Genomic DNA, 25,848 nt, shown 5'->3' with positions numbered 1-25,848 from the left:
TCGGGTCCTTACTTGATTGTCCAGATTTCGGCCAGACCACTGGAGCTGGCACTGACAAGGTGGCTATTGTCGCGCAAAGCGACGCCGTAGACCACTGCGCTGGGCGGTTTCACCTTGGGTTGCGGCGAGACGCGCCAGCTCTGCAGCAGGGCACCATCGCTCACTTGCCACAGGGAGAGCTGACGGGAAGGGGCGCCAGTGATGAGCCACTTGCCATCGTTGGCAAAGCGGGCGCTGGTGTAGACCTCGAAGCGGTGATCATATTGCAGCTGACTCACCTCCTTGCCGGTTTTCAGATCCCAGATGCTGGCCCGGCTGCTGTCGGCGGTGAAGGCGTAGCGGCCGCTCGGCTCCAGTCTGGCCATGATCACCCGGCCACCATGGTTGAAGCGCCAAATTACCTGCCCGCTACGGGTATCCCACAGATAGGCGCTGTAGTCGTTGCCGCCGGTCAGGGCGTAGCGACCGTTGGCGGATAGATCCACCGTATTGACCTGTTCGGTGTGCCCCAGAAACTGCAGGCGACGGCCGCTTCGGGTGTCGAGCCACTCGGCCTTGCCATCTTCCCGCCCGATCAGCACATAACGACCGTCGGCAGAGAGCGCGATGTCCCTCAGCCTGGATTCAGGAAGTGAGTAGTAGCCTTGTGATTGCCCGTCGTTCAGCCGCCAGGTAGCAAAGGTGTCTGGGGTGGCGGTGACGGCGTGGCTGTTGCCTTCGGAAAAGCGGGTAATGAATACCAGATCTTCCGCAGAGTCGGATTGCTTCCAGCGCCAGCGTTGACGGTTCTGTTCCAGATCCCAGACGATGATGCCCTGGCTGATGCTGGAGACGATGGCCTGCTTGCCATCACTGGAGAGATCTGCGGTCAGTAGACCCGTGCTGGCGAGGGTCATTTGCTGGTTGGGTTGGGAGCTTTGCTCGCAACCGGTGAGCATTAAACAGAGGCTCACCAGATAAATGGCACTTTTTATCATTTTTGCGGTCTCACGCTTTTGTTACCTGCGATCACGGCGTTAGTATAAGGCGCTTATCACGATAAACCTCTCATTTCACGATGGAACCGAGAGCGGTATTTGGAGTTTGGAGAAACTGATGAACAAATTTCTGAAGGTGTCCCTGTTGGCGGCGGCCGTTGCCGTCGGTCTGACTGCTTGCCAAAAAGACGAGAAGCCTGCTGCGGCCAATACCGCCGAAGTGAAGGCAGAAGCCAGCAAGCCGGCAGAGGCGACCAAGGCCGAAGCCAAGAGCTTTGAAGAGCAATCTGGCTACGCAATTGGCCTCTCCATGGGTCGTTACATCGCCAATACCCTGGAGCGTCAGCAGGAACTGGGCATCAAACTGGACAACGCCGTGATCCTGAAAGGGGTGACTGACGGTCTGGGCAAAGAAGCCAAGATGACTGATGAAGAGATCCAGAAGGTACTGCAGGATTACGACGCCAAGATCAACGAGCTGACCAAGGCCAAGGCCGAGAAAGACGCCGTTGAGAATCTGAAGAAGGGCGAAGAGTTCCTGGCTGCCAACGCCAAGAAAGAGGGTGTGAAGAGCACTGAATCCGGCCTGCAGTACGTGGTCGAGAAGATGGGCACTGGCGCCAAGCCGAAATCTACCGATATCGTCAAGGTTCACTACACCGGTACCCTGACTGACGGCACCAAGTTCGACAGCTCCGTCGATCGCGGCGAGCCGGCTACCTTCCCGCTCAACCAGGTTATCCCGGGTTGGACTGAAGGCGTGCAGCTGATGCCGGTTGGCTCCAAGTTCAAGTTCTTCCTGCCGTCCAAGCTGGCCTATGGCGAGCACGGTGCAGGCTCCATCCCGGCGAACGCCGTGCTGGTGTTTGACGTTGAGCTGCTGGCTATCGAGAAGCCGACTGCTGACGATGCCAAGAAGTAATCCCTTCTTGTAGTTAAAAACGGCTCCTTAAGGAGCCGTTTTTACTTGTGTATTCCCTGCAATCGCGGGATAACAGAGCTGTCTTGGCGTTGGGTTTGCGCGCGAACATAAGGCAAAATAGATCGCAGAATCAAATACAAGGATGAGTCCAGTGGCTGAAAATAAATCGCGTGTCCTGCTGGTGGAAGATACCCGTAGTCTGGCGGTGGTCTATGAACAGTACCTGCGCCAGGAGGGGTATGAGGTGGTGCTGGCCGACTGTGGCCAGCAAGCGTTGGCGCAGTTACTGGCAAGTCCTCCCCCCGTGGTGCTGCTGGATCTGGAGCTGCCGGATATGTCCGGTATGGATATTCTGCAGATGATCACCGAACAGCAGTTGCCTTGCTCGGTGGTGGTGATCACCGCCCACGGCTCGGTGGATGTGGCGGTGGAGGCGATGCGCCTTGGTGCCTTCGATTTTCTGACCAAGCCGTTTGACAGCAAGCGGCTCTGCGCCACTGTTCGCAATGCCTTGAAACACCAGCAGTTGAGCTCGCTGGTTGCCCACTATCGGGAAAACTTCGAGCGCAGCTCCTTCTTCGGTTTTATCGGCGCCTCCATGTCGATGCAGGCGGTCTATCGCATCATCGAGAGCGCGGCGCCCAGCAAAGCGACCGTCTTTATCACTGGCGAGAGCGGCACCGGCAAAGAGGTGTGTGCCGAGGCGATTCACCAGTGCAGTCCCCGCAGCGAACAGCCCTTTATTGCCCTTAACTGCGCCGCCATTCCCCACGATTTGATGGAGAGCGAGATCTTCGGTCATGTGAAGGGCTCCTTTACCGGCGCCCAGGGGGATCGCAAAGGGGCAGCCAGTCTGGCCGATGGCGGTACCCTGTTTCTCGACGAGATCTGCGAGATGGACCTGGATCTGCAGAGCAAGCTGCTGCGCTTTATCCAGACTGGCACAGTGCAGCGGGTCGGTAGCGGCAAGCTCGAGACGGTGGATGTCCGCTTTATCTGCGCCACCAACCGGGATCCGCTGGTGGAGGTAAAAGCGGGCCGTTTTCGCGAGGATCTCTACTATCGGCTCCACGTCATTCCGCTTACCCTGCCGCCGCTGCGGGAGCGGGGTGAGGATATCCTGCTGTTGGCGCGTACCCTGCTGCAAAGCTACGCCAAGGAGGAAAACAAACGCTTCAAGGATTTTGACGTTGAGGCGGCGCGAGTGCTGCTCGACTACCCCTGGCCCGGCAACGTACGCGAGCTGCAGAACGTGGTGCGCAATATCGTGGTGCTCAATGACAAGGAGCTGGTGAGCCCGGATATTCTGCCGCCACCGCTCAATGGGGTGCGCCCCCAGCTACCGACTGCGATTGCGGCAGCGGTGGCATCGGCTCCGGCCGCCACTGGCGTGGCCAACGGGCCGATTCGTCCGCTCTGGCTGGTGGAGAAAGAGGTGATCGAACAGGCCATCGCCAGCTGTGACGGCAATATTCCCAAGGCGGCGGCCCTGCTCGAGATCAGCCCCTCCACCATTTACCGTAAAAAGCAGGGGTGGGAGGAGTCCAATCGGGCCTGAACCATCTTGTCAGCAGAAAGGGCGGCTAGCGTGCCGCCCTTGCTATTTTGGGGATCAGAGTTTGGCTAGGCGCTTGAGGCGAGCCAGTCGCTCTCCCTCGTTGGCGCTGAACCAGCGGTCCTGTGACAGCAGAAACCAGGCGCGGGAAAAGTATTCCGCGGCCAGCGGATCGTCCAGCACCAAGGCATTCTCCCCCAGCTCCTCGAACAGATAACCATCCTCAGGTTCGCCTGCCTCGGCCATATCAACCTTGAGTTGGTGCAGCTCTGCCAGTGCCTGCTGGTGCTGACCCTGGGCCCGGGTCAGGCGAGCCAGACTCCGGCGAGCGATAAACGCCTTGGCCGGCTGGTTATGTTGCAGATGCCAGGCCAGACACTTCTGCTGCTGGATTTTCGCCTCATCAAAGCGGCCCAGTTCGAACAGGGTCCAGCCCTGATTGTTGTAAAGGGGGGCCAGCCAGCCACGCACCTTCTCGTCACTGCTGCGCTCCGCCAGCTCCATCGCCAGTTGATGCCAGCGGCTCTGCTCTTCCAGTGGTGCGGCGATGGCGATCATGTGAGCGGCGTCGATGGCGAGATAGGTTTCTTTCTCCTTGAGTCCCCACTGCCAGGCTTGTTCAAACAGCGGTTTGGCGCTGGCTTTGTCGCCCGCCGAGTTAAAGGTGCGGCCCCGTTCCAGCAGGGCCCGGATCCGCGCTCTGGGGGTTGTGTCGGTGAGGCGAGGCGCTATCTCGTCGAGCAGCTGATGGGCTTCGGCAAACTGGCGCTGCAGCGAGTGGGTGCGGGCAATTTGGGTCAGCAACTCCAGTTCGAGTTGCAGGTCGGCGGCGGTGCGCGCTTCGGGAAGAAGGGTGTGAAAACGCAGTGCGCTGGCGGCGGGATCCTGATAATCCCACAGCGCCATGAAATCGGGCGGATTGTCCATTTGGCCTCCTTGCTGGTTATCCTGTCACCAAGATGCCTGCAGGCCATTGTTTGTACAAGGGGCGCCCATCACAGAGCGCCCCTTGAGTCATGTTAACGGCTGTGGCCGGTTGCTCAGTAGACCATAGCCAGGCTCATCAGCATCAGACCGAGGGCGGCAAAGGCCCCCTCTTTGATGGCGAGCCGTGGCACCAGCGCCTTGGGCAGGGCCGGAAACAGGCTCAGGGCAAAGCCAAGGCCCGGCATCAACCAGTGGAATGCCGGATCGCGCAGGGCGGGATCGGCGGCACCATTGATGATGATCAGCAAAATAAACAGGGTGAAGGCCGGCAGGATAAACCAGCGTACCCCACCGGCGGCGACCGCCCGCAGCGGCGAAATGCGATAGAGCAGCATGGTCACAAGGAACAGTACAAAAGGGGCCAGCAGATAGAGCGGAGCGGGGTTCATAACATCTTTCCTGAAAACTGATCGTCAAAAAACAGGGAGTCCGGTGCAAGAGGCGCGCGATTTAACCACTCTTCGCAGGTAATCACCAGCAGCCCGGGCCCGGGCTGTGAAGAGGATCCCGGATAAAGGTTTGCTAGCGCGTCTTAGTGCAACCAGAACCAGGCTGTAGCAAATCCTAGCCAGCTCAGCACCAGCAAGATCCAGGGCAGGGGATGCTGATGGCTTACTTCAACCACTTCAAGCTGATCGTCTTGCTCTTCGGTTTGTGGCGCCGCCTGTGGCTGCCTGGCTTTGGCCTGCAATTTTTTCTGGCGGCTCGCTTCGCGGGCCCGCGCCTTCATCTGTTTCTTGTATTCGTCGATGCCTTTCTGGATCCCTTGCGCGATAAGCTGGGTCTGCTCCTTGGTCTGCCCCGGCTTCTGGTTGGCACGGGCAATTTTCATCGCCTCCTGCTGGGTCTCGGGGGAAATCTTGTCGTACTTGGCCATCAAATCATCTCCTCGGGCATGGCTGGCTGGGGAGTATGCCATAAAGGCGCGTCCGGGTGGCGCCTCCTTGGTGCGGGAGGGGAGCAAGTGAGTGACTGCTCAACAAAAAAACTGATAAATCAGCAGGAAGCCGGATGTTGGGCCGAAGATCACAATTAGCAGAATTTGTGAGTCATCGATGAAAAACGGTCATCCGTTGTTTGTTATATTGGCGCCCGACCCGCTGGACAGGGTTGATAAATAACAAAACAATCAAGGTGATATGGAAATGAATAATAACTTTATCAAAGGCGGCGTGGCACTGGCCGTGCTTGCTGCACTGACTGGCTGTAATACCTCGAGCAATGACACCGTTGCACCCTGCACCGAAAATGTCTGCAAACTGACCATCCTGCACACCAACGATACCCACGGCCGTTTCTGGCACAACGCTGAAAATGAGTACGGTATGGCTGCCCAGAAGACTCTGGTCGAGCAGCTGCGTGCCGATGCCAAGGCTGCTGGCAGTGACGTACTGGTTCTTTCCGGTGGTGATGTGAATACCGGGGTGCCGGAGTCCGATCTGCAGGATGCCGAGCCTGACTTCATGGCGATGAACAACATTCGCTACGATGCCATGGCAGTGGGCAACCATGAATTCGACAACCCTCTCAGCGTGCTGGAGAAGCAGCGCAAGTGGGCCCAGTTCCCCATGCTCTCGGCCAACATCTATGACAAGGCCAGTGGCAAACACTACTTTGACCCCTACAAGGTGTTCAAGCTGGAGAGCGGTCTCAAGGTCGCCGTACTGGGCCTGACCACCGAGGATACCGCCCAGCTGGTGGATCCCAACAACGTGCAAACCCTGGAGTTCCGCGATCCGACCAGCGAGGCGGCCAAACTGGGCCAGCAGATCCGCAGCAACAAGGAGGCCAATCTGGTCTTCGCCATCACTCACATGGGCCATTACGAGAATGGTCAGCACGGCAGCAATGCGCCGGGCGATGTAGAGATGGCTCGTGCACTGCCGGCAGGGACTCTGGATGCCATCATTGGTGGCCACTCCCAGAATCCGGTCTGTATGGAACCGGGTACTACCAACAAGTACGCCAATTTCAAACCGGGTGATAACTGCCAGCCAGACCAGCAGAACGGCACCTGGATCATGCAGGCTCACGAGTGGGGCAAGTATGTGGGCCGTGCCCAGTTTGAGTACCAGAATGGCAAGTTGACCCTGACCAGCTATGACCTGATCCCGGTCAACCTGATCAAGCGTAACGCCAAGGGCGAGGCGATCGATGCCAACGGCGCCGTAACCAAGGATCCGGCCAAGATGCAGTTCGTACAGGACGAGATCACCAAGGATCCCGAGCTGTATAACACCCTGCTGGGTTATCAGGAGAAAGGTCAGCAAGAGCTGAATGTCGTCATTGGCTCGGCAGATGGCTTGCTGGTTGGTGATCGCAACTCGGTTCGCAACAAGCAGACCAACCTGGGTCGCCTGATCACCACGGCGACCAGCAGCAAGCTGGGTGTCGACTTTGGTATCGTCAACTCTGGCGGCGTCCGTGACAGCATCCCGGCCGGTGATATCACCTACCGCAGCGTGCTGCTGGTGCACCCGTTTGGCAACACGGTCAACAAGGCTGTCATGAAGGGAAGCGATCTGGCGACCTATCTGGGCCAGGTGGCAAGCAAGACCCGCAATACCGGTGGTTATGCCCAGTTTGGCGGTATCAACATGGCGGTGGATTGCCAGGCCAAGAGCGTCAATATCACCAGCATCGGTGGCAAGGCGTTTGATCCGGCTGCAACTTACAGCTTCGCGATCCCGAGCTTCAGCGCCTCCGGTGGTGACGGTTATCCGAAGATCGATACCATCAACGCCGGGTTGGTCGATGCTGCCGTGCTGAAGGAGTACATCGAGATCAAGAAGACCATCAACGTGGCCGATTATCAGCCAGGCAATGAGGTGAGCTATCTGAACTCAGCCTCTACCGAAGGGTGTAACTAAGCGCTGTCGATTCGGTATCGTCACAACAGTAGTCACACTCTGCTGTCTTCTTAAAAAAATCCCCAGGCATTACCTGGGGATTTTTTCGAACCGTTACTGAATTTTCCAGTCTATTGCATCACATCGTGTCTCGTCAGGCTTGCAGCCAGCTTTCGATGCTGCGCTGGATGCCTGCATCGTCCAGACCGAGCAGGGCATAGATCTCCTGCTGGGTACCCTGTTCCACGAAGCGATCCGGCAAGCCAAGGTTGAGCACCGGCTTGCACTGCTTGCTGCGCATCAGCAGTTCGTTCACCGCCGAACCGGCACCGCCCATGATGGCGTTGTCTTCAATGGTGACGAAGTGATCGTGGCTGGCCGCCAGCGACAGCACCAGCGCCTCATCCATCGGTTTGACAAAGCGCATATCCACCAAGGTGGCATCCAGCACTTCGGCGGCCGCTTTGGCGTGGTGCAGCAAGGTGCCAAACGCCAGAATGGCAGTGCCCTTGCCCTCTCGCAGGATACGTCCCTTGCCGAGCTCCAGTGCCTGCATCTCTGACGAGATGGGGGCGTCACTCAGGCTGCTGCCGCGCGGATAGCGCACCGCGGCTGGCCCCTGATGGCGATAGCCGGTATAGAGCATCTGGCGGCATTCGCTCTCGTCAGATGGCGTCATCACCACCATGTTGGGCACGGTGCGCAGGAAGCTGATGTCGAACGCCCCCTGATGGGTCGGGCCATCGGCGCCCACCAGACCGGCCCGGTCGATGGCGAACAGCACCGGCAGATCTTGCAGCGCCACGTCGTGGATCAACTGATCGTAGGCACGCTGCAGGAAGCTCGAATAGATGGCCACCACCGGCTTCTTGTCGGCGATGGCGAGACCGGCAGCGAACGTGACTGCATGCTGCTCGGCAATGGCCACATCGAAGTAGCGATCCGGATACTGCTGGCTGAATTTCACCAGCCCCGAGCCTTCGCGCATGGCGGGGGTGATGCCGACCAGCTTTTCGTCTTTGGCGGCCATGTCGCACAGCCATTGGCCAAAGATGGCGGAGAAGGTGGGTTTGGCACCGCTTGCCTTGGGTAAGGAGCAATCGTCAGGATTGAACTTGGGCACAGCGTGATAACCGATGGGGTCTTTCTCCGCCGGCTCGTAACCCTTGCCCTTCTTGGTTTTGACGTGCAGCAGTTGCGGACCCTTGAGGTTGCGCATGTTGCGCAGGGTCTCGACCAGTGCCTCGATATCGTGACCGTCGATGGGGCCGATATAGTTGAAGCCGAACTCCTCGAACAGGGTGCCGGGCACCACCATCCCCTTGAGGTGCTCTTCGGCCCGCTTGGCCAGCTCCTTGACCGGCGGCAGCCCCGCCAGCACCTTCTTGCCGCCTTCGCGGATGGTGGTGTAGAGCTTGCCTGACATGACCCGGGCCAGATGGTTGTTGAGCGCCCCGACATTCTCTGAGATGGACATCTCGTTGTCGTTGAGGATCACCAGCATGTCCTTGTGGACATCGCCGGCGTGGTTGAGCGCTTCAAAGGCCATCCCTGCGGTAATGGCACCATCACCGATCACTGCAACGACCTTGCGACCCAGCCCTTCACTCTCGGCGGCGACCGCCATACCGAGCGCCGCACCGATGGAGGTGCTGGAGTGGCCGACGGAGAGCACGTCGTATTCGCTCTCGCCACGCCAGGGGAAGGGGTGCAGACCATCCTTCTGCCGGATGGTGTGGATCTGGTCACGGCGCCCGGTCAGGATCTTGTGGGGATAGGCCTGATGGCCCACATCCCAGATCAGCCGATCGAACGGGGTGTTGTAGACGTAGTGCAGGGCGACGGTCAGTTCGACCGTGCCGAGACCGGAGGCAAAGTGTCCGCTGGAGCGGCTGACAGAGCGCAGCAGATATTCGCGCAGCTCGTTGCACAGCACCGGCAGCCGATCTTTGGGCAAGGAACGCAGCTCGACCGGAGTGTCCGCGAGGGCCAGGTTGGGGAAATTGCTAATATCAACGCTCATATTGTTACTGTTATCCAGCGTTTAGTGGGTTCGCTCGATGATGTAATCGGCAAACGCTTCCAGAATGTCGGTATTGTAGGGCAAGGATTGCAGGGCTGTTAAGGCTTTCCCATGCAGTTCGCGAGCCAGCTCACGGGCATTTTCGAGTCCGAGCAGGGCCGGATAGGTACTTTTCTCCAGCGCCAGGTCAGAACCTTGTGGCTTGCCCAGGGTGGCGGTATCACCTGTGATGTCGAGGATGTCATCCTGCACCTGAAAGGCGAGGCCAATCGCGGCGGCATAGGTTTGCAGTGCAGCCAGCGTGGCGTCATCGACATCGGCTTTGCACAGGGCGCCGAGCGCCACGGCGCATTCAATAAGCGCACCGGTCTTGTGGCGGTGTACCTGCTCCAGTTCGGCAAGCGTGATCTGGCGCCCTTCGGCCTGCAGATCCAGCGCCTGACCACCACACATACCCAGATAGCCGGAGGCGCGGGCGAGGGTACTCAGCATTCGCACCCGGTTGGCCATCAAGGTATCGGGCATGGGGTGATCGGCCAGAATGGAGAACGCCAGGGTCTGCAGCGCATCACCGGCCAGAATGGCGGTGCCTTCGTCAAACGCCTTGTGAACGGTTGGCTGACCACGACGCAGGTCGTCGTTATCCATGGCGGGCAGGTCATCGTGCAGCAGGGAGTAAGCGTGGATGCACTCCACGGCAGCCGCGGGGCCATCCAGCAGTTCGCTCTTGACGCCCAGCATCTCGCCGACCGCGTAGACCAGAAACGGGCGAACCCGTTTGCCGCCCAGCAGCAGGCCATAACTCATGGCATCGCGCAGACGCGGCGCCATGGCGGGCAAGGATTCAAGTTGTGCTGACAGACAGTCGTCAATACGCTGACGATGCAGACGGGAAAAATGGTCCAGCGCCACTCACTCCTCTCCTTGTTCTGGCTGGAAGGGGGCGAGCTGATCACTGCCATCGGCTTGACTGAGCAGGATCTGGATCTTCTGTTCGGCCAGTTCCAGCTTCTGCTGACCGGCCCGAACCAGATGAACGCCCTGCTCGAACTGCTTGAGTGCCTCTTCCAGGGGTAGGGAACCTTGTTCCAGCTGATGAACGATGGTTTCCAGCTCTTCCAGAGTGGCATCAAAACTCAGACGGTCGATTTTTTTACTGGCCATGTCCATCCTCGGGGATTGAAAAAAACGGCTTATATTAACATCGACCGTCCACAGGGGGGAGGCAGAAAAGCATTGCCCCCTCAAACTCTCGCTAAACTGGCCGATAATGAGCCATCATTCTCAGTGGATGTATGCTTGCCGCATGGGTCGCAATAGCAGAAAATTCAACAGACTATAAATAGACATAAGAACCGGTGACAGGAGTAGGGACGTGGATCTAGGCAGTCTGATAGGGATAGTGCTGGGTTTCGGGGTGGTGGTGTACGGCATGCTGCTGGGTGGCCCCATGAGCATGTATGTGGATATGCCATCGGTCTACATCACTGTATTGGGATCAATCTTCATCGCCATGATGAAGTTCAACCTTGGCCAGTTCCTGATGGCATTCAAGGTGGCGGGTAAAGCCTTTATGTACAAGGGCGACAAGCTTGAAGACCTGATTACTAAAGCCGTTGAACTGGCTGACGCGGCTCGCAAAGGGGGCTTTCTTGCGCTGGAAGCCGCAGAGATCCCCAATGCATTTATGAAAAAAGGGATCGATATGCTGGTGGATGGTCACGATGCCGAAGTGGTGCGCGCCGTGATGGAAAAGGATATCGACCTGACAGCCGAGCGCCATGTCATTGCCATCAAGGTCTTCCGTACCCTTGGGGATCTGGGCCCTGCCATGGGGATGATAGGTACGTTGGTGGGTCTGGTGGCCATGCTGGCCAACATGAGTGACCCCAAGTCGATCGGGCCGGCGATGGCGGTGGCCTTGCTTACCACCCTGTACGGTGCGATAGAGGCCAATATGTTGGCGATCCCGATTGCCGACAAGCTGGAGCTGCGCAGCGGGGAGGAGAAGCTCAGTCGTACCCTGATCCTTGATGCCATTATGGGGATTCAGGATGGCCAGAACCCGCGGGTGATCCAGTCCATGCTGCAAAACTATCTGAACCAGTCCAAACGTAATACTGGCACCGAATAGGGGGCGCTATGTCTGATTGCAAGTGCCCGCCACCAGGTCTTCCTGGTTACATGGGAACCTTTGCCGACCTGATGTCGCTGTTGATGTGCTTCTTCGTGCTGTTGCTCTCCTTTGCCGAGATGGATGTGCAGAAGTTCAAACAGATAGCCGGTTCCATGGACAAGGCATTCGGGGTACAGAACATCCTTGAGGTGAAAGATATTCCCAAGGGAACCTCGGTGATTGCCCAGGAGTTCAGGCCTGGTCGCCCGGAACCCACGCCGATTGATACCGTGATGCAGCAGACCATCGATCTGACCCAGACCGAACTGGAGTTTCTGCCCGGCGAGTCGGATCAGGCAGGTGGTCAGGACAAGAGTGATGGCAAACAGACGGGGGGCGATACCGCGCAGGATGCGAAGAAGGCGCAAGAACAGTCCAATACCCTGGCCAAAGCCCTCGCCGAGCAGATGAAAGATCAGATCCAGGATGGCGCCATCGAAATTGAGGCGCTGGGCCAGCAGATCATCATCCGGATCAGGGAAAAAGCATCTTTCCCGGCCGGTTCGGCATTTCTGCAGCCACAGTTCTGGCCGGTCATTCGCAAGGTAGCGACCCTGCTCAAGGATGTGCCGGGTGAAATCACCATCTCCGGTCACACCGACAACGTGGCGACCGAAGATGAGCTGTTCCAGTCCAACTGGGAGTTGTCGTCGCAACGGGCGGTGGCGGTGGCGCACCAGATGCTGAAGGTCCCCGGTTTTGATCAGGGGCGACTGGTGGTTCAGGGGATGGCGGATTCCCAGCCATTGGTGCCCAATACGACCCCGGAAAATCGTCGGATGAACCGGCGGGTGGAGATCGCCATCATGCAGGGCAAACCGACCGTTTCGGCCCCCATTTCCGTACCGGAAGGGAAGTAAGCGAGGGGAATGTCGATGACGCAAGTGGGATCTGCATCAGGGGGCTGACGTGGATTTTGTGTTGGCTTCATATTAAGATGCCTCATCCGAACCGATCGCTGCGGCCTCCTTGCAGATGGCCGCAGTTTCTATTTTCAAGCAACCCAGGTTTCGACTATGAATCATACTCCGATGACTGTTCGCGGCGCTGAGAAGCTGCGCGAAGAGCTCGATTATCTCAAGACCGAGCTTCGTCCCCAGATTATCGAAGCGATTGCCGATGCCCGTGAGCACGGCGATCTGAAGGAAAACGCCGAATACCATGCCGCTCGCGAGCAGCAGGGGTTCTGTGAAGGTCGCATTCAGGAGATTGAAGCCAAGCTCTCCAATGCGCAGGTGATCGATGTCACCAAGATGACCAACAACGGCCGCGTGATTTTTGGCGCGACTGTGACTCTGCTCAAGAGCGAGACAGAGGAAGAGGTGGTTTACCGCATCGTGGGTGATGATGAGGCTGATATCAAACAGAACCTCATCTCTGTCAACTCCCCCATTGCCCGCGCCCTGATTGGCAAGGAAGTGGACGATGTTGCAATCGTCAAGACCCCGGGCGGTGATGTGGAATACGAAGTACTGGAAGTCGCTTATATCTAAGCGAATGCTATAGACGATGAAACAGGGGGGCTGGCGCTCCCCTGTTTGTCTTTATCTATATGATTATTGATAAAAATCAGGACAGATACGCCTCGGTAAAGGCGTCCTGATGACGCTGAAACAACCAATGGCGCAGCCGTTCGATATTGCTCTCGCTCATTTGAAAGCTCAGTGCCCAGGTGGCATGGTCGGCATTGGCTTTGATGCGCCTTACCAGTCGTCCCTGCAGTGGAAGAGGGGCCTCTTGCTCGATGCAGAGCTCGCCGTTGATGGGGGTATCGGCCACCATGTCGGTTGGCAAATTTTCCACGATGAGGCCGTTGAGGGAGAGGCTGAGCACCTGAAACAGGCCCAGGTCGCTGCAAAGCTTGGCTTTTTGTGTGAGACGCCAGGCACGCGGTTGCGCAAACCCAAGCTCCCTGATGACCGGTGCAGATAACCGGGGCTCGACGAAGCCATCTTCCCCTTGGGTAAAGCTCAGGGGAAAACGCAGCTGATGGCCTGCGAAGCGGGCTTCGAGTACAAGGTGTTCGGCTTTTTGCAGCAAGCCAAGCATGGGGGCATCGAGGTGACCACTCAGAACATGGGTGTCCTGATTGCTCCCCAAGTCCCGCAGCATGGCCAGCTCATCGTCGGTCAGAATAGGATGGTGAGCCATAATGCGTGTCCGGAAGTATTCATCGCAGGTTAAGGGCTTTGCGACTACTTTGGCAAGCGACTCGGGAAGAAGTGGAATAAGGAAAGAGCGATGCTCTTTCCTTTTACTTGCGGGGCAGCTGGATTTTTGGTTCGTTGGCTTGACGATAAATGGTCAGCACATGACCCATGCTTTGCACCTTGATTGAACCGGTTTCACGGACGATAGCATCCATAACCAGTTGTTTCATTTCGCGATCTTCAGAGGCAACCTTAACCTTGATCAGCTCGTGATGGTTCAGCGCCAGATCGATCTCGGCCAGTACACCTTCGGTCAGACCATGCTGACCCAGCAGGACGACAGGCTTGAGGCTATGGGCAAGGCCCTTGAGGTACTGTTTCTGTTTATTGTTGAGAATCATCGCAATTTCTTCATAAGTCAGGGTTGAAAGGGGCGTATTCTACCCCCACTTAGCCCTTAATACTAATAACCCTTGTGGTTTTTTAAAGTCGATTATCATGACCCAGAAAAAACGTTCCCCCAGTTCAACTCGCTGGTTAAAAGAACATTTCGACGATCAATACGTCAAAAAAGCCCAGAAAATGGGCCTGCGTTCTCGTGCTGTTTTCAAGATTGACGAGATCCAGGGCAAGGATCGCTTGCTGAAACATGGCATGACCGTAGTGGATTTGGGGGCAGCCCCCGGTGGTTGGTCCCAGTTCGCGGTTGAACAGGTTGGTGATTCGGGTCGCGTCATCGCATGTGACATTTTGCCGATGGATCCCATTGCTGGTGTCGATTTCCTGCAAGGGGACTTTCGGGAGGAAACTGTACTCGGCGCTTTGCTGGAGCGAGTGGGTCCCGACAAGGTCGATGTCGTGATGTCTGATATGGCGCCCAACATGAGCGGTACCCAGCAGGTGGATCAGGCTCGCGCCATGTATCTGGTCGAGCTGGCGCTGGACATGTGCAATCAGGTATTGCGTAGTGACGGCAGTTTCGTAGTGAAGGTGTTTCAGGGAGAGGGCTTTGATGCCTATCTCAATGAAATTCGTAAACTTTTCTCCGCTGTCAAAATTCGTAAACCAGACTCATCCCGCGCCAGATCACGGGAAGTCTACATTGTGGCTACCGGTTTTAAACTGTAGTACCCTAACCTTCATCGTTAACTGTCAGTCTGCGAGGTTACTGATTTGAGTGACATGGCGAAAAACTTAATCCTGTGGCTGGTCATCGCCGTCGTTTTGATGTCGGTGTTCAATAGCTTCAGCCCCAGCGATACCACCAGTCGCCAGCTGGACTATTCCAGCTTCGTTAAAGAGGTGACCCAAGAGCAGATCCGTGAAGTGCGGATGGACGGTAAGGTCATTAATGGCGTCAAGCGTACTGGTGAACGATTCACCACCATAATCCCTGCGCCGGATCCCCAGCTGCTCAACGACATGCTCAATCACAATGTCAAAGTGATGGGCGAGAAGCCGGAAGAGCCGTCTCTGTTGACCTCTATCTTCATCTCCTGGTTCCCGATGCTGCTGCTGATCGGTGTCTGGGTCTTCTTCATGCGTCAGATGCAGGGCGGCGGTGGCAAAGGTGCCATGTCGTTCGGCAAGAGCAAGGCTCGCCTGATGAGCGAAGATCAGATCAAGACCACCTTTGCTGACGTTGCAGGTTGCGATGAAGCCAAGGAAGAGGTGAAGGAGCTGGTCGACTATCTGCGCGACCCGAGCAAATTCCAGAAACTGGGTGGCAAGATCCCGACCGGTGTGCTGCTGGTTGGTCCTCCCGGTACCGGTAAGACTTTGCTGGCCAAGGCCATTGCGGGCGAGGCCAAGGTGCCGTTCTTCACCATCTCAGGTTCCGATTTCGTGGAGATGTTCGTCGGTGTCGGTGCCTCCCGGGTGCGTGACATGTTCGAACAGGCCAAGAAATCTTCCCCCTGCATCATCTTCATCGATGAAATTGATGCGGTCGGTCGCCAGCGTGGTGCCGGTCTGGGTGGTGGTCATGATGAACGTGAGCAGACTCTTAACCAGATGCTGGTCGAGATGGATGGCTTTGAAGGCAATGAAGGCATCATCGTCATTGCTGCCACCAACCGTCCTGACGTACTGGATCCGGCACTGCTGCGTCCGGGCCGTTTCGACCGTCAGGTTGTGGTCGGTCTGCCGGATGTCCGTGGTCGCGAGCAGATCCTGAAAGTGCACATGCGCAAAGTTCCGTTGGCGGATGACGTCAATCCGGCACTGATTGCCCGTGGTACCCCCGGTTTCTCTGGTGCGGATTTGGCCAACCTGGTCAACGAAGCTGCCCTCTTCTCTGCCCGCGAGAGCCGCCGGGTGGTCTCCATGGCTGAGTTCGAGAAGGCCAAGGACAAGATCATGATGGGTGCGGAACGCCGCTCCATGGTGATGAAAGAGTCCGAAAAAGAGATGACTGCGTATCATGAAGCCGGTCACGCCATCATTGGTCGTCTCGTTCCGGATCATGACCCGGTTTACAAGGTATCCATCATTCCGCGCGGTCGTGCGCTGGGTGTGACCATGTATCTGCCGGAGCAGGATCGCTGGAGCCACTCCAAGCAGCATCTGGAGTCAATGATCTCCAGCCTGTATGGCGGTCGCCTGGCAGAAGAGCTGATCTATGGTGCCGAGAAGGTTTCTACTGGAGCTTCCAACGACATCGAGCGAGCGACCGACATTGCACGCAAGATGGTGACCCAGTGGGGTATGTCCGAGCGTCTCGGCCCAATGCTCTACGCGGAAGAAGATGGTGAAGTGTTCCTCGGTCGCAGCATGGCCAAGGCCAAGCACATGTCCGACGATACAGCTCGCGTCATCGATGCCGAGGTCAAGCAGGTCATTGATCGCAACTATGCCCGTTCCAAGCAGATCCTGCTGGATAACATGGACGTGTTGCACAGCATGAAAGATGCGCTGATGAAGTACGAGACCATCGACGCCAAACAGATCGATGATCTGATGGCGCGTCGCGAGGTACGTGCTCCGAGCAACTGGCATGACGAGCACGGTGATACTCCGCAAGGTGGTTCCACCGTGGCTGCCGAGGCCAAGCCTGCCGATGAGGCTGCACCGGTGGCGGATGTCACTATCGACAAAGCCAACGATGCTCCGGCCAAATAATTGTGACTCTCCAAACCCCGGGCTTGCCCGGGGTTTTTCTTTATCAGATGGACGTGAAAATGCAGTTAACCAGCAAGGGGCTCAGCCTCTCCCTCGATCGTCCCCATGTGATGGGGATCCTCAATGTGACGCCCGACTCCTTCTCCGATGGCGGTAATTTCAACCAGTTTGAACGGGCAATGGCCCATGCGCGCCAGATGGTCTCTGACGGTGCGACCCTCATCGACATCGGTGGCGAGTCAACCCGCCCTGGTGCGCCCGATGTGAACGAGCAGGAGGAGCTGGACAGGGTCATTCCTGTTGTGGAGCAGATGGTTCGTGAGCTGGATGTGATGATCTCCCTCGATACCTCCAAAGCGGCTGTGATGCGGGAGGGTTGCAAGGCGGGTGCCCATCTGATCAACGATGTGCGGGCGCTGCAAGAGCCTGGAGCGCTGCAGGCCGCGGCCGAAGCGCGGGTTCCGGTCTGTCTGATGCATATGCAGGGGCAGCCGAGAACCATGCAAGTCGAGCCGCACTATGACGACCTGATCGGGGAGGTACGCGCCTTCTTTGATGAGCGTATTGCGGCTTGTCTGGCGGTCGGGATCCGTCGTGAAGAGCTGTTGCTGGATCCGGGATATGGCTTTGGCAAAACCCTTGCACACAACTATCAGCTGTTGGCGGCTCAAAAGGAACTGCTTGATTATGGCTTGCCGCTATTGGTGGGGATGTCGCGAAAGTCTATGATAGGCAACCTGCTGGGCCGTCCGGTGGATGAGCGTCTGGCGGGCAGTCTGGCATGCGCCCTTATCGGCATGCAGCATGGGGCCCGCATCATCAGGGTACATGATGTACGGGAGACCATGGACGCATTGCGCGTCGGTTGGCTGGCAATGACGGGACAAGATTTTATTTCCAGATAATAAAGAGAACAGACAATGGCAAGAAAGTATTTCGGTACCGATGGTGTGCGCGGCAAGGTTGGCGAATACCCGATCACCCCTGATTTTGTAATGAAATTGGGTTGGGCTGCCGGCAAGGTGCTCTCCAAGAAGGGCACCAAAAAGGTGCTGATTGGCAAAGATACCCGCATCTCCGGTTACATGCTGGAATCCGCGCTGGAAGCGGGGCTCTCCGCGGCAGGCCTTAAAGCCATTCTGATGGGGCCCATGCCCACGCCGGCGGTTGCCTACCTGACTCGCACTTTCCGTGCCGAAGCTGGTATCGTCATCAGCGCTTCCCACAATCCCTTCTACGACAACGGCATCAAGTTCTTCTCCGCCGACGGCACCAAGCTGCCCGATGATGTCGAGCTGGCTATCGAAGCCGAGCTGGATCACGAACTCAAGTGTGTCGAGTCGGCCGAACTTGGCAAAGCGGTGCGCATTGATGATGCTGCCGGTCGCTATATCGAATTCTGCAAGAGCACCTTCCCCTCTCACATGAATCTGGATGGGGTGAAAATGGTGGTCGACTGTGGCCACGGGGCGACTTATCACATTGCGCCTTCGGTTTTCCGCGAGCTGGGTGCTGAAGTGATCACCATGGGCTGTGCCCCGGATGGTCTCAACATCAACGATGGTGTTGGTTCGACTGCGCCTGACGCACTGGTTGCCAAGGTGCTGGAGTGCAAGGCTGATCTGGGGGTTGCTTTTGATGGTGACGGCGACCGTCTGATCATGGTCGACCATACCGGCTATCTCATCGACGGTGATGAAGTGCTCTATATCATCGCACGCGATGCTCTGCGTAATGGTCGCCTCAAGGGGGGCGTAGTCGGCACCCTGATGGCCAACATGGGTCTGGAGCTGGCGCTGCAAACCCTGGGCATTCCGTTTGCCCGTGCCAAGGTGGGTGACCGCTATGTGCTGGAGATGATGGAAGAGAAGGGCTGGCGCATCGGTGGTGAGAATTCCGGCCACATTATCTGTCTTGATCAAACCACTACGGGTGATGGCATCGTGGCTGCCTTGCAGGTGCTTACCGCCATGCGCAGTGCCGAGATGCCGCTGGCCAAGTTGCGCTCCGGCATGAGCAAGTTCCCGCAGGTGCTGGTAAATGTTCGTTTTGCCGAAGGCAAGGATCCGCTGGCCGCAGATGCTGTCATGGCTGAGGTTGCCAAGGTGGAACAGGAGCTGGCTGGTCGTGGTCGCGTACTGTTGCGTAAATCAGGTACCGAACCGCTGATCCGGGTCATGGTCGAAGGGGAGCATGAACAGCAGGTACGTGACATGGCTCAGCGCATCGCCAAGCAGGTTGAATCGGCGTTTTAATGAACAACCAGGGCGGCTTTTTAGCCGTCCTGGTTGTATCTTGTTCAAACGATTCAAAAATTTAAAAATAGCACTTGTCAGCTGAGCATCCTCTGGATATTATCAGCCCCGCTTTCGCAAGGGAGTTGCCGATGGGACATCGCAAGCCGTTTGTAGCAGCCAACTGGAAGTTGCACGGTAGTAGGTCGCAGTTAGAGCAGTTTACGAGTCAGTGCCTGAAGGGCGTTGACGGAAAAGTAGATGTGGTTCTCTGTCCTTCCCATGTGCATCTCGACTTTACCGCTTCACTGCTCAACGAGCAGAAAGTAATAAAGTTGGGGGCTCAGAATGTGAGTCAGCACGCTACTGGCGCTTACACTGGAGAAATCTCGTGTCAGATGCTGGTTGAGGCAGTGTGTCGTTACGTATTGGTAGGGCACTCCGAGCGCAGGCGTCTCTTTGGTGAGACCAGTTTTATTGTCGCAGAGAAGTTTGCGGCAGCCAGAGCGGCAGGCTTGATTCCCATCCTCTGTTTAGGTGAATCAGGTGCGGCGAGGCAGGCGAGAAGAGCCTTCGAGGTGATCGCTGAAGAGCTGGATATCGTCATAGAGAAAAATGGCGCGATGGCTTTCGATAATGCTATCATCGCCTACGAGCCGATTTGGGCTGTAGGTACAGGTAAATGCGCCACACCCGAGCAGGCACAAGAGGTTCATTCCTTTATACGTAGTCGCTTGGCGGAGGATACTCCGGTAATAGGTGAGAAAGTTAGAATCATCTATGGTGGGAGCGTAACGCCGAGCAACGCGAGAGATTTGTTTGCACAGCCCGACATTGATGGTGGACTGATTGGCGGAGCAAGCCTCGATAGCGATGCGTTTTTAGGAATTGTTGAAGCGGCAAAGGGTGCAAGTTAAATGTACGAGATTCTTTTAGTCGTTTATCTGCTGGTTTCACTGGCTTTGATTGGTCTGGTGATGATTCAGCAAGGTAAAGGGGCTGATATGGGCGCCTCCTTCGGCGCAGGGGCATCGAACACAGTATTCGGCTCCGGTGGTTCAGGCAGTTTCCTGACCCGAACAACAGCAATTTTGGCTACTCTGTTTTTCGTTATCAGCTTGGTGCTCGGATCTATGTCCAGCAACAAGGTAAAGCAGGGTAGTGAGTGGGAAAATCTGCAACAAACCCAACAGGTTGAGCAGACCAAAGTGCCAGTGAAGAAAGATACTGACGTTCCCGAGTAAGAGTTTTGCCGTGGTGGTGGAATTGGTAGACACGCTATCTTGAGGGGGTAGTGCTCTAGGGTGTGCGGGTTCGAGTCCCGCCCACGGCACCAATTAAGCAGTGAACTCGGGAAACCGAGTGTATTATAGCCAGTCAGTCTTGTATCGAGAGAGTGAAGTGGCTATAATCTCGCACGATTTCGGACGCGGGGTGGAGCAGCATGGTAGCTCGTCGGGCTCATAACCCGAAGGTCGTCGGTTCAAATCCGGCCCCCGCAACCAAATTTCACGCATTTCCTACGCTCAGGAAGGCGGTCGCTGCGAGGCGACAATCAGGGTAAAGCGCCAAGCCCCGATTTGACATCGGGGCTTTTTGTTATGTGCAATTTACTCTGAATCGATATCTATCTGGGCTTTATGCCCTTTTTTTGTTTTTCGGAGGGTGACTTTGGCTACGTTGGAACAACGTTTGACCGATCTGCTCGAGGCTCCGGTCGTTGCCTTGGGTTTTGAACTTTGGGGTATTGAGTTTATCCGTGCGGGTAAACACTCCACCTTGCGTGTCTATATCGACGGCGAGCAGGGTGTGACTGTCGAGAACTGTGCTGAGGTCAGCCATCAGGTTGGCGCCATCATGGACGTCGAAGATCCCATCACCGAGGAGTACTACCTCGAGGTGTCCTCCCCAGGCCTGGATCGTCCCCTGTTCAAGGTTGCCCATTTCGAAAAATACGTTGGCCAAGAGGCGGCGGTAACGCTTCGGATGGCAACAAACAACCGCCGCAAGTTCAAAGGCGTAATCAAAGCTGTGCAAGGCGACATGATCACCCTGACAGTAGATGGTAAGGACGACGTGTTGGCTTTCACCAATATCCAAAAAGCGAACATAGTGCCGAACTTTGGTTAACGAGGCTATCGGATATGAATAAAGAGATTTTGCTGGTCGTTGACGCAGTATCCAACGAGAAAGCGGTACCCCGCGAGAAGATTTTCCAGGCTCTGGAAACCGCGCTGGCGACTGCGACCAAGAAGAAATATGAAGGCGAGATTGAAGTTCGGGTCGAAATCGATCGCAAGACCGGTGACTACGACACTTATCGCCGCTGGGTAGTCATTGCGGATCAAGCCGCGATGGAGAACCCCTATGCTGAAATCACCCTGGAAGCGGCACAAATTGATCAGCCGGAAATCCAGATCGGTGAGTATGTTGAAGACCAGATCGACTCTGTGACCTTCGACCGTATCACTACCCAGACCGCCAAGCAGGTTATCGTGCAGAAAGTGCGCGAAGCCGAGCGTTCACAAGTAGTTGATCAGTTTAAAGATAAAGAAGGCACCATCATCAGTGGTGTGGTCAAGAAGAGTAACCGCGACAACGTCATCCTGGATCTGGGCAGCAATGCTGAAGCCGTGATATTCCGTGATGACATGCTGCCGCGTGAAACCTTCCGCCCGGGTGACCGTGTCCGTGGCCTGCTCTACGCAGTGCGTCCGGAAGCCCGTGGTTCCCAGCTGTTTGTCAGCCGTTCCAGCCCGGACTTCCTGAAAGAGCTGTTCCGTATCGAAGTACCGGAGATCGGTGAAGAGATGATCGAAATCATGGGCGCTGCCCGTGATCCGGGTTCCCGCGCCAAGATCGCGGTGAAGACCAATGATCGTCGTATCGACCCGATCGGTGCCTGTATCGGTATGCGCGGTGCCCGTGTGCAAGCTGTCTCCGCCGAGCTGAGCGGTGAGCGCGCCGACATCGTGCTGTACGATGACAACCCGGCCCAGTACGTGATCAATGCCATGGCACCTGCCGATGTGGCCTCCATCATCGTTGATGAAGACAACCACACCATGGATATCGCCGTGGAAGCTGCCAACCTGGCTCAGGCCATCGGTCGCAATGGTCAGAACGTGCGTCTGGCCTCCCAGCTGACCGGTTGGGAGCTGAACGTGATGACCGTTGAGGACATGCGTGCCAAGCACCAGGCCGAAAACGACCGCATCATGAACCTGTTCACCAGCACTCTGGATATCGACGACGATTTCGCCGGTCTGCTGATGGAAGAGGGCTTCTCTACCCTGGAAGAGATCGCCTTTGTACCGGTCAACGAGCTGCTGGCTATCGACGGTCTGGATGAAGACATGGTCGAAGAGCTGCGCAAGCGCGCCAAAGATGCCCTGACTACCAAGGCACTGGCCAAAGAAGAGTCTTTCGATGGCGTTGAGCCGTCCGAAGAGCTGCTCAATCTGAACGGTCTGAGCCGCGAACTGGCTTACGCTCTGGCGGGCCGTGGCGTGGGCACCCTGGAAGATTTGGCTGAGCAAGGTATCGATGACCTTGCTGATATTGAAGGGCTGACTGCCGAGAAGGCAGGTGAGCTCATTATGGCTGCTCGCAATATCTGTTGGTTCGGAGAAGAGCAGTCCGAGTAAGATCAAACGGAGGAAAATGAATGGCAGAAGTATCAGTCAAACAACTTGCCACTGACATCGACACACCGGTTGATCGTCTTCTCCAGCAGTTTGTCGATGCCGGTATCAGCAAGAGCAAGGCCGACGACATGGTCAGCGAGTCTGAGAAACAGGCCCTGCTGGCACACCTGAAGAAACAGCATGGAGGTGACGAGGTCGCCGCTCCTGCCCGCATGACCTTGCAGCGCAAGACCAAGAGCACCATCAGTGTTCAGGGGACTGGCGGCAAGAACAAGGAAGTGCAGGTAGAAGTGCGCAAGTCTCGCACCTATGTAAGACGCTCGGCGCTGGAAGATGAACAGCGTCAGGCGGAAGCCGAGGAAACAGCGCGTTTGGAAGCAGAAGAAAAAGCTCGTCGCGAGGCCGAAGAGAAGGCTCGCCTCGAAGCTGAAGAGAAGGCTCGCCGTGAGGCTGAGCAAGCTCGTCGTGAAGCTGAGGAAAAGGCGCGGATCGAGGCACAATCAAAGGCTCGACAGGCTTCACAGCCCGCCAAAGCAGCCAGTAGCACAGCTCAGCAAGAGGCAGAAAAGATGGCCAAGCGCGAAGCAGAAGAACTGAAGCGCCAACAGGAACAAACAGCTTTGAAAAAAGCTGAAGAACTCGCCGCGAAGAAAGCCGAAGAGGCTCGTCTCATGGCGGAACAGAACGCAGCCCGCTGGGCTGAAGAAGAGGCCGCTCGCGCCAAAGAGAGCAGCGACTACCATCTGACCACCAACAAGCATGCGCAAGCCGCAGAAGACGAGTTGGATCGGAAAGAAGAGACCAGCCGCCGCACTGCCGCAGCTGCCAAGGCACCGAAGAAAGCCGGTCGTCGTGAAGATGATCGCGACTCTCGCAACCCGCGTGCCCGCAAAGGCAAGCGCGGCAAGGTCGCCATGCCGAACGCCATGAAGCACGGCTTCAACAAGCCGGCTGCCGTGGTGAACCGCGACGTCGTCATCGGCGAGACCATCACTGTGGCCGAGCTGGCCAACAAGATGGCCGTCAAGGGCGTTGAAGTCATCAAGGTGATGATGAAGATGGGTGCCATGGCCACCATCAACCAGGTGATCGATCAGGAGACCGCTCAGCTGGTCGCCGAGGAGATGGGTCACAAGGTTGTGCTGCGTCGTGAGAACGAGCTGGAAGAGGCGGTACTGTCCGATCGTGACGAGACCTCCGAAGCCAAGCCGCGCGCACCGGTCGTAACCATCATGGGTCACGTTGACCACGGTAAGACCTCGCTGCTCGACTACATTCGTAAAGCCAAGGTTGCTGCTGGCGAAGCCGGTGGTATTACCCAGCATATCGGTGCTTACCACGTCCAGACCGACAGTGGCATGATCACCTTCCTGGATACCCCGGGTCACGCGGCGTTTACCTCCATGCGTGCTCGTGGTGCCAAGGCGACCGATATCGTTGTTCTGGTTGTTGCAGCTGACGACGGCGTGATGCCGCAAACCATCGAAGCTATCCAGCACGCCAAGGCTGCCGGTGTGCCGCTGGTTGTTGCGGTCAACAAGATCGACAAGCCGGAAGCGGATCCGGATCGCGTCAAGACCGAACTGGCCCGTTACAACGTCATGTCCGAAGATTGGGGTGGAGACTGCCAGTTCGTGCACGTGTCCGCCAAGTCTGGCGAAGGCATCGACGACCTGCTGGAAGCCATCCTGATCCAGGCCGAAGTACTGGAGCTGAAAGCGGTGGTTGATGGCATGGCCAACGGCGTCGTGATCGAATCCTTCCTGGATAAAGGTCGTGGTCCGGTTGCTACCGTACTGGTTCAAGAAGGTACTCTGCGTCAGGGCGACATCGTTCTGTGTGGTCTCGAGTACGGCCGTGTTCGCGCCATGCGTGACGAACTGGGTCGCGAGATCAAGGAAGCGGGTCCGTCCCTGCCGGTGGAAATCCTGGGTCTGTCCGGCGTTCCCTCTGCCGGTGACGAAGCCACCGTTGTCCGTGACGAGAAGAAAGCCCGTGAAGTGGCGCTCTATCGTCAGGGCAAGTTCCGCGAAGTCAAGCTGGCTCGCCAGCAGAAGGCCAAGCTGGAAAACATGTTCGCCAACATGACCGAGGGCGAAGTGTCCGAAGTGAACGTGGTGATCAAGGCCGACGTACAAGGTTCTGTGGAAGCGATCTGCGATGCGCTGGTCAAACTCTCCACCGACGAAGTGAAGGTGAAGATCGTGGGTTCCGGCGTAGGTGGTATCACCGAAACCGACGCGACTCTGGCTGCTGCCTCCAGCGCTATCCTGGTTGGTTTCAACGTCCGTGCCGACGCATCTGCGCGCAAGGTCATCGAATCCGAGAGCCTGGATCTGCGTTACTACTCCGTCATCTATGACCTGATCGACGAAGTGAAGCAGGCCATGAGCGGCAAGCTGGCCCCTGAGTATCGTCAGGAAATCATCGGTCTGGCTGAAGTGCGTAGCGTCTTCAAGTCTCCGAAGTTCGGCGCCGTTGCCGGCTGTATGGTTACCGAAGGTGTGGTCAAGCGTTCCAACCGTATCCGCGTTCTGCGTGACAACGTGGTTATCTATGAAGGCGAGCTGGAATCCCTGCGCCGCTTCAAGGATGACGTCAACGAAGTTCGCAACGGCTACGAGTGTGGTATCGCGGTCAAGAACTACAACGACGTGCGCGAAGGCGACCAGATCGAAGTTTACGAGACTGTTGAAATCCAACGGACTCTGTAAGCCGAGAGTTAGACAAAATAGGGGGCCGCGGCCCCCTTTTATCGCAGGATAGAATATGGCCAGAGAATTCAGCCGGACCCGTCGGGTCGGACAGCAGATCCAGCGTGAAATCGCGCTGATCCTGCAGCGCGAGGTGAAAGACCCGCGCATCGGCATGGTGACCGTTTCCGATGTGGAAGTGTCCCGTGACCTCAACTATGCCAAGATTTACGTCACCTTTTTGCAGCTGGAAAATGATGCCGAGCGCATCAAGGAAGGCTTGCAGGGTCTGACCGAAGCAGCCGGATATATCCGTAGTCTGCTGGGCAGTGCCATGCGTCTGCGCGTTGTGCCCGAGCTGCGTTTCTACTACGACCAGACCCTGGTCGAGGGGATGCGTCTCTCCAACCTGGTGACCAACACTGTGCGTGAAGACAAGCGTCGCATGGCCGAATCCGGCCGTGACGAAGAAGCTGAATCCACACCGGATGACACGACTGAGGATAAAGCCTGAG

Annotated in this window: 25 protein-coding genes and 2 tRNA genes; 18 read left to right on the top strand and 9 right to left on the bottom strand. The window is 56.9% G+C overall.

Features of this window, described 5'->3' with window-relative positions; all coding sequences use genetic code 11:
- Positions 1-8: 8 nt before the first annotated feature.
- Positions 9-977: a hypothetical protein gene (locus tag AB5Z05_RS06365; protein ID WP_005349516.1), complete on the bottom strand. Its 969-nt coding sequence runs from the start codon at positions 975-977 to the stop codon at positions 9-11.
- Between the two features lie 118 nt (positions 978-1,095).
- On the opposite strand from AB5Z05_RS06365, the gene fkpA reads away from it, so the two are divergent.
- Both fkpA and AB5Z05_RS06355 read left to right on the top strand, forming a co-directional pair.
- Positions 1,096-1,899, top strand: coding sequence for an FKBP-type peptidyl-prolyl cis-trans isomerase (fkpA, locus tag AB5Z05_RS06360; RefSeq protein WP_005335283.1), 804 nt, complete (start codon positions 1,096-1,098; stop codon positions 1,897-1,899).
- A gap of 151 nt (positions 1,900-2,050) precedes the next feature.
- Positions 2,051-3,457: a sigma-54 dependent transcriptional regulator gene (locus AB5Z05_RS06355; protein ID WP_100654426.1), complete on the top strand. Its 1,407-nt coding sequence runs from the start codon at positions 2,051-2,053 to the stop codon at positions 3,455-3,457.
- Between the two features lie 54 nt (positions 3,458-3,511).
- Here the strand turns inward: AB5Z05_RS06355 and AB5Z05_RS06350 are convergent, their stop codons facing one another.
- The 3 genes from AB5Z05_RS06350 to AB5Z05_RS06340 all read right to left on the bottom strand — a co-directional run bounded on the left by AB5Z05_RS06350 (position 3,512) and on the right by AB5Z05_RS06340 (position 5,318).
- A complete protein-coding gene (locus tag AB5Z05_RS06350; protein WP_368150588.1) occupies positions 3,512-4,381 on the bottom strand; it encodes a hypothetical protein in 870 nt (289 codons plus the stop codon).
- A 113-nt stretch (positions 4,382-4,494) separates the two neighbouring features.
- Positions 4,495-4,830 (bottom strand): hypothetical protein, encoded by a 336-nt coding sequence (locus tag AB5Z05_RS06345; protein WP_005358483.1) that lies wholly within the window; start codon positions 4,828-4,830, stop codon positions 4,495-4,497.
- A 143-nt stretch (positions 4,831-4,973) separates the two neighbouring features.
- Entirely contained in the window at positions 4,974-5,318 is a 345-nt protein-coding gene (locus AB5Z05_RS06340) for a DUF2956 domain-containing protein (RefSeq protein ID WP_216949576.1), read from the bottom strand.
- Positions 5,319-5,586: 268 nt separating this feature from the next.
- Between AB5Z05_RS06340 and ushA the strand changes: the two genes are divergently transcribed.
- Positions 5,587-7,311, top strand: a complete 1,725-nt coding sequence (ushA, locus tag AB5Z05_RS06335) for a bifunctional UDP-sugar hydrolase/5'-nucleotidase UshA (RefSeq protein ID WP_005335278.1) — start codon at positions 5,587-5,589, stop codon at positions 7,309-7,311.
- Between the two features lie 133 nt (positions 7,312-7,444).
- Here ushA and dxs read toward each other — a convergent pair whose 3' ends face one another.
- From dxs to xseB, 3 genes are read right to left on the bottom strand one after another with little or no spacing between them, the layout of a single operon-like run.
- Entirely contained in the window at positions 7,445-9,313 is a 1,869-nt protein-coding gene (dxs, locus tag AB5Z05_RS06330; RefSeq protein WP_368150585.1) for a 1-deoxy-D-xylulose-5-phosphate synthase, read from the bottom strand.
- A 21-nt stretch (positions 9,314-9,334) separates the two neighbouring features.
- Positions 9,335-10,225 (bottom strand): (2E,6E)-farnesyl diphosphate synthase, encoded by an 891-nt coding sequence (gene ispA / locus AB5Z05_RS06325; protein WP_042080637.1) that lies wholly within the window; start codon positions 10,223-10,225, stop codon positions 9,335-9,337.
- Positions 10,226-10,477, bottom strand: a complete 252-nt coding sequence (gene xseB, locus AB5Z05_RS06320) for an exodeoxyribonuclease VII small subunit (RefSeq protein WP_005338838.1) — start codon at positions 10,475-10,477, stop codon at positions 10,226-10,228.
- A 211-nt stretch (positions 10,478-10,688) separates the two neighbouring features.
- Here xseB and pomA point away from each other — a divergent pair, with 211 nt between their 5' ends.
- The 3 genes from pomA to greA all read left to right on the top strand — a co-directional run bounded on the left by pomA (position 10,689) and on the right by greA (position 12,982).
- A complete protein-coding gene (gene pomA / locus AB5Z05_RS06315) occupies positions 10,689-11,447 on the top strand; it encodes a flagellar motor protein PomA (protein ID WP_005349525.1) in 759 nt (252 codons plus the stop codon).
- 8 nt (positions 11,448-11,455) lie between these two features.
- Positions 11,456-12,349, top strand: coding sequence for a flagellar motor protein MotB (locus AB5Z05_RS06310; RefSeq protein WP_005349528.1), 894 nt, complete (start codon positions 11,456-11,458; stop codon positions 12,347-12,349).
- 156 nt (positions 12,350-12,505) lie between these two features.
- Positions 12,506-12,982, top strand: a complete 477-nt coding sequence (gene greA / locus AB5Z05_RS06305; RefSeq protein ID WP_005338833.1) for a transcription elongation factor GreA — start codon at positions 12,506-12,508, stop codon at positions 12,980-12,982.
- Between the two features lie 76 nt (positions 12,983-13,058).
- Here greA and AB5Z05_RS06300 read toward each other — a convergent pair whose 3' ends face one another.
- Together AB5Z05_RS06300 and yhbY are read right to left on the bottom strand one after the other, a co-directional pair.
- Positions 13,059-13,640 carry a PilZ domain-containing protein gene (locus AB5Z05_RS06300; RefSeq protein WP_139743385.1) on the bottom strand — a complete coding sequence of 194 codons (582 nt, stop codon included), beginning with the start codon at positions 13,638-13,640 and terminating at the stop codon, positions 13,059-13,061.
- A gap of 103 nt (positions 13,641-13,743) precedes the next feature.
- Positions 13,744-14,040 carry a ribosome assembly RNA-binding protein YhbY gene (gene yhbY, locus AB5Z05_RS06295; RefSeq protein WP_005338829.1) on the bottom strand — a complete coding sequence of 99 codons (297 nt, stop codon included), beginning with the start codon at positions 14,038-14,040 and terminating at the stop codon, positions 13,744-13,746.
- Positions 14,041-14,137: 97 nt separating this feature from the next.
- Between yhbY and rlmE the strand changes: the two genes are divergently transcribed.
- The 12 genes from rlmE to rbfA all read left to right on the top strand — a co-directional run bounded on the left by rlmE (position 14,138) and on the right by rbfA (position 25,847).
- Positions 14,138-14,767, top strand: a complete 630-nt coding sequence (gene rlmE, locus AB5Z05_RS06290; protein ID WP_005338828.1) for a 23S rRNA (uridine(2552)-2'-O)-methyltransferase RlmE — start codon at positions 14,138-14,140, stop codon at positions 14,765-14,767.
- 45 nt (positions 14,768-14,812) lie between these two features.
- Positions 14,813-16,759 (top strand): ATP-dependent zinc metalloprotease FtsH, encoded by a 1,947-nt coding sequence (gene ftsH / locus AB5Z05_RS06285; RefSeq protein WP_005343537.1) that lies wholly within the window; start codon positions 14,813-14,815, stop codon positions 16,757-16,759.
- A 59-nt stretch (positions 16,760-16,818) separates the two neighbouring features.
- Entirely contained in the window at positions 16,819-17,664 is an 846-nt protein-coding gene (folP, locus tag AB5Z05_RS06280; protein ID WP_101531045.1) for a dihydropteroate synthase, read from the top strand.
- 15 nt (positions 17,665-17,679) lie between these two features.
- Positions 17,680-19,014, top strand: coding sequence for a phosphoglucosamine mutase (gene glmM / locus AB5Z05_RS06275; RefSeq protein WP_005338823.1), 1,335 nt, complete (start codon positions 17,680-17,682; stop codon positions 19,012-19,014).
- Between the two features lie 131 nt (positions 19,015-19,145).
- Positions 19,146-19,910: a triose-phosphate isomerase gene (gene tpiA / locus AB5Z05_RS06270; protein ID WP_368150581.1), complete on the top strand. Its 765-nt coding sequence runs from the start codon at positions 19,146-19,148 to the stop codon at positions 19,908-19,910.
- Entirely contained in the window at positions 19,911-20,237 is a 327-nt protein-coding gene (secG, locus tag AB5Z05_RS06265) for a preprotein translocase subunit SecG (protein WP_106842314.1), read from the top strand.
- A 7-nt stretch (positions 20,238-20,244) separates the two neighbouring features.
- A tRNA-Leu gene (locus AB5Z05_RS06260) sits at positions 20,245-20,329 on the top strand.
- 92 nt (positions 20,330-20,421) lie between these two features.
- A tRNA-Met gene (locus AB5Z05_RS06255) sits at positions 20,422-20,498 on the top strand.
- A gap of 166 nt (positions 20,499-20,664) precedes the next feature.
- Positions 20,665-21,123, top strand: coding sequence for a ribosome maturation factor RimP (gene rimP / locus AB5Z05_RS06250; protein WP_005338809.1), 459 nt, complete (start codon positions 20,665-20,667; stop codon positions 21,121-21,123).
- 14 nt (positions 21,124-21,137) lie between these two features.
- Positions 21,138-22,640, top strand: coding sequence for a transcription termination factor NusA (nusA, locus tag AB5Z05_RS06245; protein WP_005338808.1), 1,503 nt, complete (start codon positions 21,138-21,140; stop codon positions 22,638-22,640).
- 20 nt (positions 22,641-22,660) lie between these two features.
- Positions 22,661-25,354, top strand: coding sequence for a translation initiation factor IF-2 (infB, locus tag AB5Z05_RS06240; protein WP_005338806.1), 2,694 nt, complete (start codon positions 22,661-22,663; stop codon positions 25,352-25,354).
- A 55-nt stretch (positions 25,355-25,409) separates the two neighbouring features.
- A complete protein-coding gene (gene rbfA, locus AB5Z05_RS06235; RefSeq protein WP_368150579.1) occupies positions 25,410-25,847 on the top strand; it encodes a 30S ribosome-binding factor RbfA in 438 nt (145 codons plus the stop codon).
- Position 25,848: the final 1 nt, after the last annotated feature.

Source organism: Aeromonas sp. R2-4 (assembly GCF_040908365.1).
Classification (GTDB): domain Bacteria; phylum Pseudomonadota; class Gammaproteobacteria; order Enterobacterales; family Aeromonadaceae; genus Aeromonas; species Aeromonas veronii.
This window is presented reverse-complemented; position numbering and strand designations above follow the sequence as displayed.

Bases quoted from the DNA above. Each gene is read 5' to 3' on its own strand.
- greA (WP_005338833.1), top strand. From the start codon at position 12,506: ATGAATCATACTCCGATGACTGTTCGCGGCGCTGAGAAGCTGCGCGAA.
- nusA (WP_005338808.1), top strand. From the start codon at position 21,138: ATGAATAAAGAGATTTTGCTGGTCGTTGACGCAGTATCCAACGAGAAA.
- AB5Z05_RS06300 (WP_139743385.1), bottom strand. From the start codon at position 13,640: ATGGCTCACCATCCTATTCTGACCGACGATGAGCTGGCCATGCTGCGG.
- glmM (WP_005338823.1), top strand. From the start codon at position 17,680: ATGGCAAGAAAGTATTTCGGTACCGATGGTGTGCGCGGCAAGGTTGGC.
- folP (WP_101531045.1), top strand. From the start codon at position 16,819: ATGCAGTTAACCAGCAAGGGGCTCAGCCTCTCCCTCGATCGTCCCCAT.
- ushA (WP_005335278.1), top strand. From the start codon at position 5,587: ATGAATAATAACTTTATCAAAGGCGGCGTGGCACTGGCCGTGCTTGCT.
- tpiA (WP_368150581.1), top strand. From the start codon at position 19,146: ATGGGACATCGCAAGCCGTTTGTAGCAGCCAACTGGAAGTTGCACGGT.
- AB5Z05_RS06350 (WP_368150588.1), bottom strand. From the start codon at position 4,381: ATGGACAATCCGCCCGATTTCATGGCGCTGTGGGATTATCAGGATCCC.
- xseB (WP_005338838.1), bottom strand. From the start codon at position 10,477: ATGGCCAGTAAAAAAATCGACCGTCTGAGTTTTGATGCCACTCTGGAA.
- dxs (WP_368150585.1), bottom strand. From the start codon at position 9,313: ATGAGCGTTGATATTAGCAATTTCCCCAACCTGGCCCTCGCGGACACT.
- infB (WP_005338806.1), top strand. From the start codon at position 22,661: ATGGCAGAAGTATCAGTCAAACAACTTGCCACTGACATCGACACACCG.
- AB5Z05_RS06365 (WP_005349516.1), bottom strand. From the start codon at position 977: ATGATAAAAAGTGCCATTTATCTGGTGAGCCTCTGTTTAATGCTCACC.
- AB5Z05_RS06310 (WP_005349528.1), top strand. From the start codon at position 11,456: ATGTCTGATTGCAAGTGCCCGCCACCAGGTCTTCCTGGTTACATGGGA.
- fkpA (WP_005335283.1), top strand. From the start codon at position 1,096: ATGAACAAATTTCTGAAGGTGTCCCTGTTGGCGGCGGCCGTTGCCGTC.
- AB5Z05_RS06340 (WP_216949576.1), bottom strand. From the start codon at position 5,318: ATGGCCAAGTACGACAAGATTTCCCCCGAGACCCAGCAGGAGGCGATG.
- yhbY (WP_005338829.1), bottom strand. From the start codon at position 14,040: ATGATTCTCAACAATAAACAGAAACAGTACCTCAAGGGCCTTGCCCAT.
- rbfA (WP_368150579.1), top strand. From the start codon at position 25,410: ATGGCCAGAGAATTCAGCCGGACCCGTCGGGTCGGACAGCAGATCCAG.
- secG (WP_106842314.1), top strand. From the start codon at position 19,911: ATGTACGAGATTCTTTTAGTCGTTTATCTGCTGGTTTCACTGGCTTTG.
- AB5Z05_RS06345 (WP_005358483.1), bottom strand. From the start codon at position 4,830: ATGAACCCCGCTCCGCTCTATCTGCTGGCCCCTTTTGTACTGTTCCTT.
- rlmE (WP_005338828.1), top strand. From the start codon at position 14,138: ATGACCCAGAAAAAACGTTCCCCCAGTTCAACTCGCTGGTTAAAAGAA.